This window comes from Falsiroseomonas sp., assembly GCF_041690465.1.
Classification (GTDB): Bacteria; Pseudomonadota; Alphaproteobacteria; order Acetobacterales; family Acetobacteraceae; genus Falsiroseomonas.
The window spans coordinates 62,538-74,594 of sequence record NZ_JAWLHG010000010.1 but is presented as its reverse complement, the minus strand read 5'-3'; the positions used below and the strand labels follow the sequence as shown (position 1 = coordinate 74,594).

Below are 12,057 nucleotides of genomic sequence, written 5' to 3'. Positions count from 1 at the left end.
CGTTCTGCACAATAGAACGACCGGAAGGAGGATCCGTCATGCTGCCGCGCCGCACCCTGCTCGCCGCCCCCGCCTTGCTGCTCGCCGCCCGCGCCGCCGCGGCGCAGGAAGCTTGGCCGACGCGCCCCGTCCGAATGGTCCTGCCCTATGCCGCCGGCGGCGCCACCGACGTGATCTGCCGCCTGGTCGCCGACCGCCTGTCCGCCCGGCTGCCGCAGCGCGTGATCGTGGAGAACCGCACCGGCGCCGGCGGCTCGATCGGTGCTTCCAACGTCGCCAAGTCGCCGGGCGACGGGCACCACCTGCTGTTCCACAACATCGGCCATGCGGTGACCCGCGTGCTCTACCCGCAGCTCGACTACGACCCGGCGACCGACCTGAAACCGGCCACCATCGTCGCGGAGAGCCCTATGGTGCTGCTGGTGCCGCCGAACTCGCCGCACCGCTCCGTGCAGGACATGGTGGCCTTCGCGAAGGCGAATCCGGAGCGGCTGACCTATGGCAGCACGGGCGGCGGCGGGGCGCTGCAGCTGGTCTCGCTGCTGTTCCTGCGCGCGGCGGGGATCCGGATGACGGAGGTGCCCTATCGCGGCGGCGCGCCGGCCGCGCTCGATCTCGCGAATGGCTCGCTCGACATGCTCTACGATGCCGGGCTGACCGGCTTCGGCCTGGCACAGGGCGGCCGGGCGCGCGCGCTGGCAATCTCCGGCCCGCAGCGCAGCCCGGTGATGCCCGATGTGCCGACCATGGCCGAGCTCGGCTTCCCGGACGCGACCTTCATGGTCTGGCAGGCGGTGTTCGCGCCGGGCACCACGCCGGCGCCGGTGCTTGCGCGCATCCAGGAGGCGGTGGCGGCGGTGCTGGCCGAACCGGCCACGCGCACGCGGCTGGCCGAGCTCGGCGCCGAGCGGCTGGTCGGCAACACGCCGGAGGAGGCGCAGCGCTACGTCGCGGCGGAGATGGACAAGTGGGCCGTGATCCTGCGCGAGGCCGGGGTGCGCGCGGGCTGATGCCGGAGGGCGCAAGCGAACGGCCGGAGGGCGTCGCGGCGGTCGGCCGTGCGCTCTCGATCCTCGGTGCCTTCCGGGAGGGCGAGGCGGCGCTGACGCTGGCCGAGCTCGCCGCGCGGACGGGGCTCTACAAGAGCACCATCCTGCGCCTGCTCGGCACGCTGGAAGCCGCGCGCTGCGTGGAGCGGCAGGCGGATGGGCGCTGGGCGCTGGGGCCGATGCTGTTCCGCCTCGGCGCGCTCTATGCCCGGGCGCGGCCGGTGGAGCGCCATCTGCCCGCCGTGCTGAGGGCGCTGGCGGAGGAGAGCGGGGAGACTGCGAGCTTCTGGGTGCGGCATGGCGATGCGCGGCTCTGCCTGGCGCGGGTGCGCGCCGCGTCGCCGATCCGCGACGATCTGGCGGAAGGCGATCTGCTGACGCTGCCGGCCGGGGCCGCCGGCCGGTTGCTGACCTCGGCCGATCCGCGCGCGCTCGGCGTGGTGGCGACCTTCGGCGAGCGCAATCCGGAGACGGCGGGTGTCGCCGCGGCGGTGTTCGCGGCGGGCGGGCGGCTGGAAGGCGCGCTCGGCATCTCCGGCCCGCGGGAGCGCATCGCCTCGCGCGCGGCGGCCCATCGTGCGACGCTGGCGCGCGCCGCGGAGGAACTGACGCGCCGCCTGGGCGGCGATCTGTGAAAGGGAAGTCCACCATGCGTGACGTCACCGTCAGCGAGGTCGGCCCGCGCGACGGGCTGCAGATGGTCAAGGCGGTCGTGCCCACCGCGACCAAGATCCGGCTGATCGAGGCGCTGCACGCGGCCGGCCTGCCGGAGATCGAGGTCGGCTCCTTCGTGCCGCCGAAGCTGGTGCCGCAGATGGCCGATACCGAGGAAGTCACCCGCCACGCGACGACGCTGCCGGGCCTGCATGTCGCGGTGCTGGTGCCGAACCTGCGCGGCGCGGAGGCGGCGGTGGCGGCGGGCGCGCACAAGATCACGCTGACGCTCTCGGCCAGCGAGGCGCATAGCCGCGCCAATCTCCGCCGCACGCGGGAGGAGCAGATGCAGGTGGCGCGCGAGGTCGCGGCGCATGTGACGGCGCGGCAAGGCAGGCGGCCGATGCTGGAAGCCGGCCTCAGCACCGCCTTCGGCTGCTCCATCCAGGGCGAGGTGCCGGAGCGCGACGTCGTGGACATGGCCGCGGCACTCGCCGCGGCGGGCTTCGATTCGGTCGGCCTGTCCGACACCTCGGGCTATGCCAACCCGGCGCAGGTCAGGCGCCTGGTGCGCGCGGTGAAGGCCGAGATCGGCGAGAAATGCGACAGCCTGCACCTGCACGACACGATGGGCCTCGGCATGGCCAACGTGACCGTGGGCGTGGAGGAGGGGATCCGCATCTTCGATGCCGCGCTGGCCGGGCTCGGCGGCTGCCCCTTCGCGCCGAATGCCTCGGGCAACATCGTCACGGAGGATCTGGTGTTCCTGCTGGAATCGCTCGGCCTGCGGACCGGCGTGGATCTGGAGGCGCTGGTCGCCGCGCGCCGCATCCTGCAGGAAGCGCTGCCCGGCGAACCGCTGCACGGCAACTATGCCCGCGCCGGGCGCCCGACCGGCTGGAAGACGGCAGCATGACATCGCCCACGCCGCTGCGCGGCATCCGCGTCGTCGAATTCACCCACATGGTCATGGGACCGACCGCGGGGATGGCGCTGGCCGATCTCGGCGCCGAGGTGGTGAAGGTGGAGCCGGCGCCTGCGGGCGATACCACGCGCCGCCTCACCGGCTCCGGCACCGGCTTCTACGCCGCCTTCGGCCGCGGCCGCCGCAGCCTCTGCGTGGACATGAAGACGCCGGAGGGGCGGGCGCTGGTGCAGCGGCTGGTGGGCCGCGCCGATGTGGTGATCGAGAATTTCCGCCCCGGCGCGATGGCGAAGCTCGGGCTCGGCTACGCACAGCTCTCGGCCGCCAATCCCCGCATCGTCTACTGCTCCTGCAAGGGCTTCCTGCCCGGCCCCTATGAGCACCGCACCGCGCTCGACGAGGTGGTGCAGATGATGGGCGGGCTCGCCTATATGACCGGGCTGGAAGGCCGGCCGCTGCGCGCCGGGTCCAGCGTGATCGACATCATGGGCGGGCTCTCGGCGGTGATCGGCATCCTCGCCGCGCTGCGCGAGCGTGACGCCACCGGCAGGGGCGGCGAGGTGCAGGCCGGGCTGTTCGAGACGGTGGCGCTGCTGATGGCGCAGCACATGGCGCAGACGCGCATCACCGGCACCCCGCCGCGGCCGATGTCGGTGCGCACCCCGGCCTGGCCGGTGTACGACATCTTCGATACCGCCGATGGCGGCCAGGTCTTCGTCGGCGTGGTGACCGACACGCAATGGCCGGCCTTCTGCGAGGCCTTCGGGCTGGACGACCTCGCGACCGACCCGACGCTCGCCACCAAGCAGCAGCGGGTGGAGGCGCGCGACCGCACCATCCCGCGTGTGGCCGCCGCGCTCGGCAACTGGACCAAGCCCGACCTGATGGCGAAATGCGAGGCGCTCGGCCTGCCCTTCGCGCCGATCGGCAAGCCGGCCGAGCTGTTCGACGACCCGCATCTGAACGGCTCGGGCGGGCTGGTGCCGCTGACGCTGCCCGATGGGCGCGACATCGCCCTGCCGGCGCTGCCCGTGGCACTCGATGGCGCCCGGCCGGGCGGGGCGGGCGACCTGCGGCCGCCCGGCGCGGATGGCCCGGCGATCGCCGCGGAACTCGGCTACAGCGAGGGAGAGATCGCGGCGATGCGGGAAGCCGGGGTGTTGGCGGTCGGCGGCTGAGGCACGCTCAGCACGTCATGCCCGTGAGCTCCTGCGGCGGCTCCGTCAGGGGCCGGCCGGGGGAGCAGATCCAGCGCGCCTCGAAGCGCAGCGGGGCGGCCTGGCACTCCCGCTCGGCGAAGGCACGTCGTTCCAGACATTCCGCCTGGGAGGCGTAGGCGCGCGGCGCCCAGCCCGAGACCTCGTACCCCGGCACCCACAGCCCGTTCACCAGGAAGAAGACATTCAGCCACCACTGCATGCCGACCCGCCTCTCCGCCGATGCCCGCGGTGGGGCGTTGACCGGACCGGCCATGCATGACGGATGCGTGGCGCCACGCAAAGAGGGCATTCGCAACCGGGGACGATCTCCCTATATTGTGGCCACAAGGTAATCTGGAGACGTCACCCTCATGAAACGCCCGACCGCCGCGCTGTTCGCCGCCTTCGCCGTGGCCACGCTGGCGCTCGCCCCCGCCATCGCCGAGGCGCGCGTGGGCGGCCGGTTCTCGTCCGGCAGCCGCGGCAGCCAGACCTACACCGCGCCACCCGCGACCCGCACCGCGCCGAGCGGCGGCCAGCAGTTCCAGCGCACGGAGACGCCGGCGCAGCGCCCCGGCACCGCCGCGACGCCGCAGACCGCGCAGCGGCCGGTGGGCGCGACGGGCGGCTTCTTCAGCCGCAACCCGCTGATGGCGGGGCTGATGGGCGGCCTGCTCGGTGCCGGCCTGTTTGGCCTGCTGAGCGGCGCCGGCCTGTTCGGCGGGCTTTCGGGCTTCGCCGGCTTCCTCGGGCTGATGCTGCAGATCGCGCTGATCGCCGGCCTGGTCTTCCTGGTGATGCGCCTGATCCGTGGCCGTCAGCAGCCGGCGCTGGCCGGCGGCCCGGCCGGCTACGCGCGCGACATGAACCCGGGCGGGCGCCCGGCCGGTGGCTCCCCCATGGGCGGCGGTGCGTTCGGTGGCGCGGGCGGCGTCGTGCGGCGGCCCATCGAGATCGGCGCGGCCGATTTCGAGGCCTTCGAGCGCAACCTGGTCGAGATGAACGAGGCCTGGACACGCCAGGACGTCGCCGCGCTGCGCCGGCTCTCGACGCCGGAGATGGCGCGCTACTTCGAGCAGGACCTCGAGGACCTGAAGGCGCGCGGCTGGACCAACGCGACGCGCGACGTGAAGCTGGAGGCTGGCGACCTCTCCGAGGCCTGGCATGAGGACGGCCAGGACTATGCCACCGTCGCGATGCGCTTCTCGCTGGTGGACGTGACCACGGATGCCGCCGGCAAGGTGGTGGAAGGCAGCCCGACCGAGCGGGAGACCGCGACCGAGCTCTGGACCTTCACCCGCCGGCCCGGCACGCGCTGGACGCTCTCGGCGATCCAGCAGACCGGCTGAACCCGGCTGCCGGCCAGCCCGTCTCGCGGGCTGGCCGGCCTTCCTTCACAGCTTGATGTCGGCCGCGCGCGCCACCTCGCGCCAGCGCGCATCCTCCTCCCGCACCGACTCGGCGAAGGCGGCCGGGGTCACCGGCGTGGCGATGGCACCCTCCGCCCGCAGCAGCCGGGTGAATTCAGGTGTCCGCAGCGCCGCGTTGGATGCCTCGTTCAGCGTCCGCAGGATCGGCGCCGGCAGGCCCGGCGGGGCGAACAGCCCGAACCAGAGCCCCGCCTCCATGTCGATGCCCGACTGCTTCAGCGTCGGTGCCTCGAGCCCCTGCGCCGGGTCGCCCTCCGCGGTGTAGGCGATGATCCGCACCCGGCCCTCGCGTGCCAGGCCGATGATCGGCGGCGGGGTGGAGACGAGCAGCTGCAGCTGGCCGGAGGCGAGGTCGGTCACCGCCTGGCTGCCGCCGCGATAGGGCACGTGGGTCATGCGGATGCCGGTGCGCAGCGACAGCGCCTCGGTGATGAAATGGCCGAGCGATCCGATCCCGACCGAGCCGTAGTTCACCGCGCCCGGTCGCGCGCGGGCATACTCGATCAGCTCCTGGACGGTGCGGATCGGCAGGCCGGCATGCACCGCGACGGCGTTGGGCGAGCGCGCGATCTGGGCGACCGGGGTGAAGCCGTCCACCGCGGACCAGCCGACCGGCTGGACGATGGCGGCGGTGACGAGGATGGCGGAGGTAACGAGCAACGTGTGGCCGTCCGGCGCCGCGCGGTGCACCTGCGTGGCGCCGATGGTGCCGCCGGCGCCGCTGCGGTTCTCCACCACCACCGGCTGGTCGAAGCTGGCGCGGAGCGCCTCGGCCAGCGGGCGGGCCATCAGGTCGTTGGTGCCGCCGGGCGGGAAGGGGACGATGATGCGGACCGGCTGCGTCGGGCGCCAGGGCGCCTGGGCGAGCGCGGGGCGCGGCAGCGCGAGGGCCGCGCTGCCGGCGGCGAGGGCGGCCAGGGCATGGCGGCGCGGGATGGACATGCGACTTCTCCGACGGCGATCCGCGCTATCGGTAGTGCAGGCGCCGGCCGCGGCAAAGCATCATCAGCCGCCGGCGGTGAGCCGCAGCAGCGCCGCCGAGGCCAGGCGGGAGGTGGCGTCGTCGCTGCGGCTGGTCAGCGCCATCGGCACCCTGAGCCCGAGCGCGACGCCGGCGCCCTCGGCCCCGCCGAGATAGGCGAGCTGCTTGGCCAGCATGTTGCCGCTCTCGATATCCGGCACCACCAGGATGTCGGCGCGGCCGGCGACCGCGCTGACGATGCCCTTGGCCTGCGCCGCCGCCTCGCTCACCGCATTGTCGAAGGCCAGCGGGCCGTCGAGGATGCCGCCCATGATCTGGCCGCGATCGGCCATCTTGCAGAGCGCGGCGGCATCCAGCGTGGAGGCCATGCGCGGCGTCACCGTCTCCACCGCCGAGAGCAGTGCCACCCGCGGCAGCTCGATCCCGATCGCGGCCGCCAGGCGGATGGCGTTGCGCACGATATCCGCCTTCGCCTCCAGGTCGGGGGCGATGTTGATGGCGGCGTCGGTGATGATCAGCAACCTGGGGTAGAGCGGCGCGTCCATCACGAAGGCATGGCTGACCCGGCGCTCGGTGCGCAGCCCGGCCTCGCGCGGCAGGGCGGCGGCGAGCAGCTCGTCGGTGTGCAGGCTGCCCTTGACCAGCGCCGCGGCGCGCCCCTGGCCGGTGAGGGCGACCGCCACCTCCGCGCTGGCGTGGCTGTGCGGGGTGGGGACCAGCTCGAAGCCCGAGATGTCGAGCCCGGCTGCCTCCGCGGTGCCGCGGATGCGTGCCTCCGGCCCGACCAGGATCGGCGCGATCAGCCCGTGCCGGGCGGCCAGCACCACCCCTTCCAGGCTGCTGGCGTCGCAGGGATGGGCGATGGCCGCGGGCACCGGCGGCAGCCCGCGGCAGCGGTCGAGCAGCGCGGTAAGCATGCGCCGCGGCTGCACGCCGAAAGGAGTCTCGACGCCGAGCGGCGCGTTGGGCGGCGGCATGACCTCGGCCAGGCCTTCCAGCACGGCGGCGCCGCCGGCGTGGCGGACCGTGCAGCGCAGGGCGAGCCCGCCCGCCGCGGCAGGGCCGGCGACTTCCACCGCCAGTTCCAGCACGTCGCCCTCGGCGAGCTGCCCGGCGTAGCGGAAATCCTCCCGCAGCAGGCGCGTGCCGGGGCCCGGGAAGCGGCTGACCAGGAGGCGGGTCATCAGCGTGGCGGCGGCGCGGCTGGTCAGTGCCGGGTCGGCCGAGCCGATCAGCGCGGCGACCGGGGCGAGTTCGGCGGCGGTGACCCGGTGCGTCAGGGCGTGGCGGAGGCCGGGGGGGAAGCCGGTCGGGGCGGGGCTGTCCATCGGGACGCAGGTTGCGGAGGCCGGGGGGCGGCTGTCCACCCCATCGGCATGACGTATTAAGCGAGGGGCCTACGCACGCGGAACGTGTATGCACGAAAACGCAAGGCGGCCCTGCCCAAGAAAAGGCTGCACGCATCCCACATTTGCGCTAGGAGGACGCCTTTCGGTGGCAACTCTGTGACGGAACTGGCTGAACGATGGGCGTCGTGATCGGGGAGGTGGCTCGCAGGCTCGGCTACCGCCCGGGGATGGCCTGCGCGGTGATCGGCAACCCGCCTGGCCTTAGTTTTGGACTGCCGAGTGGGGCGACCGCCGCGGCGGACCTGATCCTGGCCTTCGCGGCCGACCGTGCCACGCTGCGCGCGATCGCGCCGCGGGCGCTGAACCTCTATGGGATCGGGGCGCGGCTGTGGTTCGCCTATCCGAAGAAGAGCGGCCCCGTCCGCTCCGACCTGGATCGCGACCATGGCTGGGACCCGGTGACCAGCGAGGGGCTGCTGCCGGTGACGCAGATCGCGCTGGACGACACCTGGTCGGCGCTGCGCTTCCGCTTCCGCGAGGAAATCCCGAAGGTGATGCGCGCCGGGGCCTGAAGCCCCCGGCAGGCCAAGGGGTGTCGCGCGGGCGCTGCGCGCCCTGGCGTGTCCGCCTGCGGCGTGCACACCCAGGGCGACCGCGCGGGCCTAGCCGCCCGTCGCCCGCGCTGCGCGCAGGGCGCGGCGCAGCTTGGCGATGCCTGTCCGCACGAAGCCGGTCTCGCAGAGCTTGCGCCCCTCCTCCGCCAGGGCGCGCGCCTCGCCGGGGGCGGCGCCCGGCTGCTCCTCGAACCGGGCCGAAAGCTCCTCGCAATAGGCCGAGCTGTCCGTCGTCACCCGCACCGGGTGCTCGGCAGCCATGGGCGCGGCAGGCAGCGGCAGCAGGAGGAGCGGAAGCAGGAGCCAGGCACGGAGCATGGGAGGGAGATTGCATCCGCCCGTCGTTCCAGCCCGTTTCAGCGCCGTGAAAGCGGGGTCATTCATGCTTCCGTCACACCCTGGGCCACCGGCAGCCGCAGCCGCACCGTGAGGCCCCGCCGCTCGGCGCCGGGATGGGTATCCTCCAGCACCACCTCGCCGCCATGCAGCGCCGCGACCGCGCGCACCAGCGACAGGCCGAGCCCGGAACCCGGCGTGGTGCGTGCGGCATCGGCGCGGAAGAAGCGCTCCCCGGCACGGGCGCGGTCGGCATCGCGCATGCCCGGCCCGTCATCGGCCACCACGATCTCCAGCGCCACCTCGCCGAGCCGCGCCTCCAGCCGCACCGTGCCGCCGTCGGGGGTGAACTTCAGCGCGTTGTCCAGCAGGTTCGCCACCGCCTGGCCGAGCAGGTCGCGGTCGCCGACGAGCGGCAGGGCGGGCGGGATCTCCGCGACCAGCTGCTGCTCGCGGGCTTCCGCCGCGGCACTGTAGAGTTCCGCCACGTCGGTCAGCATCGGCGCGAGATCGGTGGGCGCGAAGGCGGCGCGGCGGGCGCCGGCCTCCACCTCGGCGATGCGCAGCACCGCCTGGAAGACGCGCGCGATGGCGTCGAGGTCGGCGATGCCCTGCTCCAGCGCGGCGCGCAGCGCCTCCTCGTCCCGCGCCGAGACCAGCGCTTCCTCCAGCTTGGCGCGGGCGCGGGCGATCGGCGTGCGCAGGTCATGCGCGATGGCGTCCGAGACGCCGCGCACGCCTTCCATCAGCCGCGCGATGCGGTCGAGCATGGCGTTCATCGTCACGCCGAGCTTGTCGAATTCGTCCCCGCGGCCGGAGAGCGGCACGCGGCGGGTCATGTCGCCGGTGCCGATCGCCGCGGCGGTGCGATAGACCGGGCTCAGGCGCCGCTCCAGCGCGCGGCGCAGCAGCCAGGCGCCGAGCAGCGCCAGCGCGGCGGAGGCGCCGGCCGCCCAGGCGATCCCCTCGGAGAGCAGGGCGCGCAGGCGCAGCTTCTCCGCCACGTCGCGGCCGACCAGCATGCGGTGGCCATCGGCCAGCACCACCCGCAGCAGCCGCGCCTCGGAGACGGTGCCGTCGCGCTGCAGCGGGATGCGCAGCCAGGGCAGCTCGATGCTGGCCTCCGAGGGCCAGGTGCTGAGATTGCCGGCCAGGCGCCGGCCGGCGGGGTCGAGCAGCAGGTAGAGCGACTCGTTCTGCACATCCACCGCCAGGCGGTCCTCGATGGCCGAGACCAGGTCGTCGATCCCGCCGGTGCGGCGCCGCTCGATCAGCGCGGTCGCATCGGCGCGGATCGCGGCTTCCACTTGGCGGTCGAGCGCGCCAGCGGTGTTCCACCACAGCACCACCGCGGCGGCGGCGGCGGCGGCGGCGAAGACGGCGGTGAAGAACAGCGCGAAGCGGCCCGAGGCGCTGCGCATCAGGCCGAGGAGCGGCGGCTCGAAATTGCTGGTGGTGAGGGGGGGCGGCGGGGCGATGGGCGGGCTTCCGGGTCCAACCTCTACAGAAGCCAGCGATTCACGCCCTGGCGTGCCCGCTGCGACGTGCACACCCCGGGCGATCGCAGGCTGGCGTCAATCCGCGCGGATCATGTACCCCGCATTGCGGACGGTGTGGATCAGCGGCTTGTCGAAGCCCTTGTCGAGCTTGTGGCGCAGCCGGCTGACATGCACGTCGATCACGTTGGTCTGCGGATCGAAATGGTAGTCCCACACCTTCTCGAGCAGCATGGTCCGCGTGACCACCTGGCCGGCGTGGCGCATCAGGTGCTCGAGCAGCCGGAACTCGCGCGGCTGAACGTCGATCTTCTTCCCCCCGCGGGTGACGGTGCGGGACAGCAGGTCGAGCTCGAGGTCCGCCACCTTCAGCCGCGTGGTCGGCATCTCCGCGGCCGGGCGGCGGCCGAGCGCCTCGACGCGGGCCAGCAGCTCGGCGAAGGCGAAGGGCTTGGTCAGGTAGTCGTCGCCGCCGGCCTTGAGGCCCTTCACCCGCTCGTCCACGGCGTTGAGGGCGGAGAGGAACAGCACCGGGGTGCGGTTGCCCTGGCCGCGCAGGGTCTCGACCAGGCGAACGCCGTCCACGCCGCCGGGCAGCATGCGGTCCAGCACGAGCACGTCGAACTGCTCGGAGGCGGCCATGAACAGGCCGTCGCGGCCGTTGGCGGCGTGTTCGACCGTGTGGCCCGCCTCCATCAGCCCCTTGCGGACGAAGCGGGCGACCTCGGCATCGTCCTCGACCAGCAGGATTCGCATGTCGCCTCGCAACCAGGTGAGGAAGAGGGGCAGGTTATGGCGGCATGGCGGAGAATTCCTAGCCCTGCGCCCTGCTGCCGCCGCGCGGCCGGCCCGCGATCAGCCCTGGGGCTGCGACGGGCGCCGCCCGACCTGCACCGGGATCTCGCTGGTCCGCCCGTCGCGCAGCACGGAAAGCCGCACCGTCCGCCCCGGGGGCACCGCGGCGATGTTGCGGACCAGGGCGCGCGAGGTGCCGATCCGCTCGCCATCGATGGCGGTGACCAGGTCGCCCTGGCGCAGGCCGGCGCGGGCCGCCGGGCTGCCGCGCTCGACGCCGGCGATCATCACGCCGGGCGCCATGGCCGGGCTGGTCCGGCCGGGGCGTTCGGGTTCCAGGTCCTGCACGGCCACGCCGAGCCAGCCGCGCTCGACCCGGCCACCATTGCGCAGCTGCTCGACGATCGGGCGGGCGAGGTCGGAGGGGACCGCGAAGCCGATCCCGGCGGAGGCGCCGGAGGGCGAGTAGATCGCGGTGTTGATGCCGATCACCTCGCCGGCGGTGTTGAACAGCGGGCCGCCGGAATTGCCGGGGTTGATCGGCGCGTCGGTCTGCAGGAAGTCGTCGAACGGCCCGGCGCCGATGTCGCGCCCGCGTGCCGAGAGGATGCCGGAGGTGACGGTGCCGCCGAGCCCGAAGGGATTGCCGGCGGCCAGCACCCATTGGCCGATCCGCACCGCGCCGGAACTGCCCCAGGGCACGGCCGGCAGCGGCGCGCGCGCCTCAACCCGCAGCAGGGCGAGGTCGGTCAGCTCGTCGCCGCCGACCACGCGGGCGGTGTATTCGTCGCCGTTCTGCATCGAGACCACGACGCGCGTGGCGTTGCCGACGACATGGTTGGCGGTGACCACCAGCCCGGAAGGGTCGAGCACGAAGCCGGAGCCGGCGCCCTGGGTCTGCTGGCGGTCGCGGCGGTCGCGGAAATAGCGCTCGAACGGGGTGCCCCGCAGCTCGGGCGGGAGCTCGCGCGCGGCGGCGGTGACGGCGATGTTGACCACCGCGGGCAGCACCCGCTCGGCGAGATCGGCGAAGTCGGGCAGGGTGGCGGCGCCGCCGAGCTGCGCCCGGGCGGGCGGTGTGGTGGCGCAGCCGACCAGCGGGATGGTGGCCAGCGCGAGCAGCGCGCGGCGCCCGGCGGGGCGGCCAAGGGGGCGGCTGGTGAGGACACCGGTGGGGCTGGAGAGGGAGTGGTGCATGGCTCCTCGGCGGGGCTGGGGCGTTGCCCCC

General features: G+C 73.8%; 13 protein-coding genes. 6 read left to right on the top strand and 7 right to left on the bottom strand.

All coding sequences use genetic code 11. The annotated features are described in order from the left end of the window. Nucleotides 1–38: 38 nt before the first annotated feature. The 4 genes from ACESM1_RS12415 to ACESM1_RS12400 are packed head-to-tail and all read left to right on the top strand — an operon-like array spanning nucleotide 39 to nucleotide 3,806. Entirely contained in the window at nucleotides 39–1,010 is a 972-nt protein-coding gene (locus ACESM1_RS12415) for a Bug family tripartite tricarboxylate transporter substrate binding protein (RefSeq protein WP_372620483.1), read from the top strand. Beyond that, nucleotides 1,010–1,684: an IclR family transcriptional regulator gene (locus ACESM1_RS12410; protein WP_372620482.1), complete on the top strand. Its 675-nt coding sequence runs from the start codon at nucleotides 1,010–1,012 to the stop codon at nucleotides 1,682–1,684. Before ACESM1_RS12415 ends, ACESM1_RS12410 begins: the two co-directional genes overlap by 1 nt. A 14-nt stretch (nucleotides 1,685–1,698) precedes the next feature. Beyond that, on the top strand, nucleotides 1,699–2,619 hold the full coding sequence (locus tag ACESM1_RS12405) for a hydroxymethylglutaryl-CoA lyase (RefSeq protein WP_372620481.1): 921 nt from the start codon (nucleotides 1,699–1,701) through the stop codon (nucleotides 2,617–2,619). Further along, nucleotides 2,616–3,806 carry a CaiB/BaiF CoA transferase family protein gene (locus ACESM1_RS12400; RefSeq protein WP_372620479.1) on the top strand — a complete coding sequence of 397 codons (1,191 nt, stop codon included), beginning with the start codon at nucleotides 2,616–2,618 and terminating at the stop codon, nucleotides 3,804–3,806. Before ACESM1_RS12405 ends, ACESM1_RS12400 begins: the two co-directional genes overlap by 4 nt. Before the next feature lie 7 nt (nucleotides 3,807–3,813). Here ACESM1_RS12400 and ACESM1_RS12395 read toward each other — a convergent pair whose 3' ends face one another. After that, nucleotides 3,814–4,047 (bottom strand): hypothetical protein, encoded by a 234-nt coding sequence (locus ACESM1_RS12395; protein ID WP_372620477.1) that lies wholly within the window; start codon nucleotides 4,045–4,047, stop codon nucleotides 3,814–3,816. Nucleotides 4,048–4,198: 151 nt separating this feature from the next. Between ACESM1_RS12395 and ACESM1_RS12390 the strand changes: the two genes are divergently transcribed. Continuing rightward, nucleotides 4,199–5,176 carry a Tim44 domain-containing protein gene (locus ACESM1_RS12390; RefSeq protein WP_372620475.1) on the top strand — a complete coding sequence of 326 codons (978 nt, stop codon included), beginning with the start codon at nucleotides 4,199–4,201 and terminating at the stop codon, nucleotides 5,174–5,176. A 45-nt stretch (nucleotides 5,177–5,221) separates the two neighbouring features. On the opposite strand, the gene ACESM1_RS12385 is transcribed toward ACESM1_RS12390, so the two are convergent. Continuing rightward, entirely contained in the window at nucleotides 5,222–6,199 is a 978-nt protein-coding gene (locus tag ACESM1_RS12385) for a Bug family tripartite tricarboxylate transporter substrate binding protein (protein ID WP_372620473.1), read from the bottom strand. Nucleotides 6,200–6,262: 63 nt separating this feature from the next. Further along, a complete protein-coding gene (locus tag ACESM1_RS12380; RefSeq protein WP_372620471.1) occupies nucleotides 6,263–7,567 on the bottom strand; it encodes a bifunctional enoyl-CoA hydratase/phosphate acetyltransferase in 1,305 nt (434 codons plus the stop codon). Nucleotides 7,568–7,764: 197 nt separating this feature from the next. Here ACESM1_RS12380 and ACESM1_RS12375 point away from each other — a divergent pair, with 197 nt between their 5' ends. Continuing rightward, a complete protein-coding gene (locus tag ACESM1_RS12375) occupies nucleotides 7,765–8,160 on the top strand; it encodes a hypothetical protein (protein ID WP_372620470.1) in 396 nt (131 codons plus the stop codon). 90 nt (nucleotides 8,161–8,250) lie between these two features. On the opposite strand, the gene ACESM1_RS12370 is transcribed toward ACESM1_RS12375, so the two are convergent. From ACESM1_RS12370 to ACESM1_RS12355, 4 genes are all read right to left on the bottom strand, one after another. After that, nucleotides 8,251–8,520, bottom strand: coding sequence for a hypothetical protein (locus ACESM1_RS12370; protein WP_372620468.1), 270 nt, complete (start codon nucleotides 8,518–8,520; stop codon nucleotides 8,251–8,253). 62 nt (nucleotides 8,521–8,582) lie between these two features. After that, nucleotides 8,583–9,959: an ATP-binding protein gene (locus tag ACESM1_RS12365; RefSeq protein ID WP_372620467.1), complete on the bottom strand. Its 1,377-nt coding sequence runs from the start codon at nucleotides 9,957–9,959 to the stop codon at nucleotides 8,583–8,585. A 153-nt stretch (nucleotides 9,960–10,112) separates the two neighbouring features. After that, nucleotides 10,113–10,790 (bottom strand): winged helix-turn-helix domain-containing protein, encoded by a 678-nt coding sequence (locus ACESM1_RS12360; protein WP_372620466.1) that lies wholly within the window; start codon nucleotides 10,788–10,790, stop codon nucleotides 10,113–10,115. 99 nt (nucleotides 10,791–10,889) lie between these two features. Next, on the bottom strand, nucleotides 10,890–12,026 hold the full coding sequence (locus ACESM1_RS12355; protein WP_372620464.1) for a S1C family serine protease: 1,137 nt from the start codon (nucleotides 12,024–12,026) through the stop codon (nucleotides 10,890–10,892). Between the last annotated feature and the right edge of the window lie 31 nt (nucleotides 12,027–12,057).

Excerpts from the sequence above, each read along its gene's own strand:
- ACESM1_RS12415 (WP_372620483.1), top strand. The coding sequence starts at position 39 with ATGCTGCCGCGCCGCACCCTGCTCGCCGCCCCCGCCTTGCTGCTCGCC.
- ACESM1_RS12410 (WP_372620482.1), top strand. The coding sequence starts at position 1,010 with ATGCCGGAGGGCGCAAGCGAACGGCCGGAGGGCGTCGCGGCGGTCGGC.
- ACESM1_RS12405 (WP_372620481.1), top strand. The coding sequence starts at position 1,699 with ATGCGTGACGTCACCGTCAGCGAGGTCGGCCCGCGCGACGGGCTGCAG.
- ACESM1_RS12400 (WP_372620479.1), top strand. The coding sequence starts at position 2,616 with ATGACATCGCCCACGCCGCTGCGCGGCATCCGCGTCGTCGAATTCACC.
- ACESM1_RS12395 (WP_372620477.1), bottom strand. The coding sequence starts at position 4,047 with ATGCAGTGGTGGCTGAATGTCTTCTTCCTGGTGAACGGGCTGTGGGTG.
- ACESM1_RS12390 (WP_372620475.1), top strand. The coding sequence starts at position 4,199 with ATGAAACGCCCGACCGCCGCGCTGTTCGCCGCCTTCGCCGTGGCCACG.
- ACESM1_RS12385 (WP_372620473.1), bottom strand. The coding sequence starts at position 6,199 with ATGTCCATCCCGCGCCGCCATGCCCTGGCCGCCCTCGCCGCCGGCAGC.
- ACESM1_RS12380 (WP_372620471.1), bottom strand. The coding sequence starts at position 7,567 with ATGGACAGCCCCGCCCCGACCGGCTTCCCCCCCGGCCTCCGCCACGCC.
- ACESM1_RS12375 (WP_372620470.1), top strand. The coding sequence starts at position 7,765 with ATGGGCGTCGTGATCGGGGAGGTGGCTCGCAGGCTCGGCTACCGCCCG.
- ACESM1_RS12370 (WP_372620468.1), bottom strand. The coding sequence starts at position 8,520 with ATGCTCCGTGCCTGGCTCCTGCTTCCGCTCCTCCTGCTGCCGCTGCCT.
- ACESM1_RS12365 (WP_372620467.1), bottom strand. The coding sequence starts at position 9,959 with ATGCGCAGCGCCTCGGGCCGCTTCGCGCTGTTCTTCACCGCCGTCTTC.
- ACESM1_RS12360 (WP_372620466.1), bottom strand. The coding sequence starts at position 10,790 with ATGCGAATCCTGCTGGTCGAGGACGATGCCGAGGTCGCCCGCTTCGTC.
- ACESM1_RS12355 (WP_372620464.1), bottom strand. The coding sequence starts at position 12,026 with ATGCACCACTCCCTCTCCAGCCCCACCGGTGTCCTCACCAGCCGCCCC.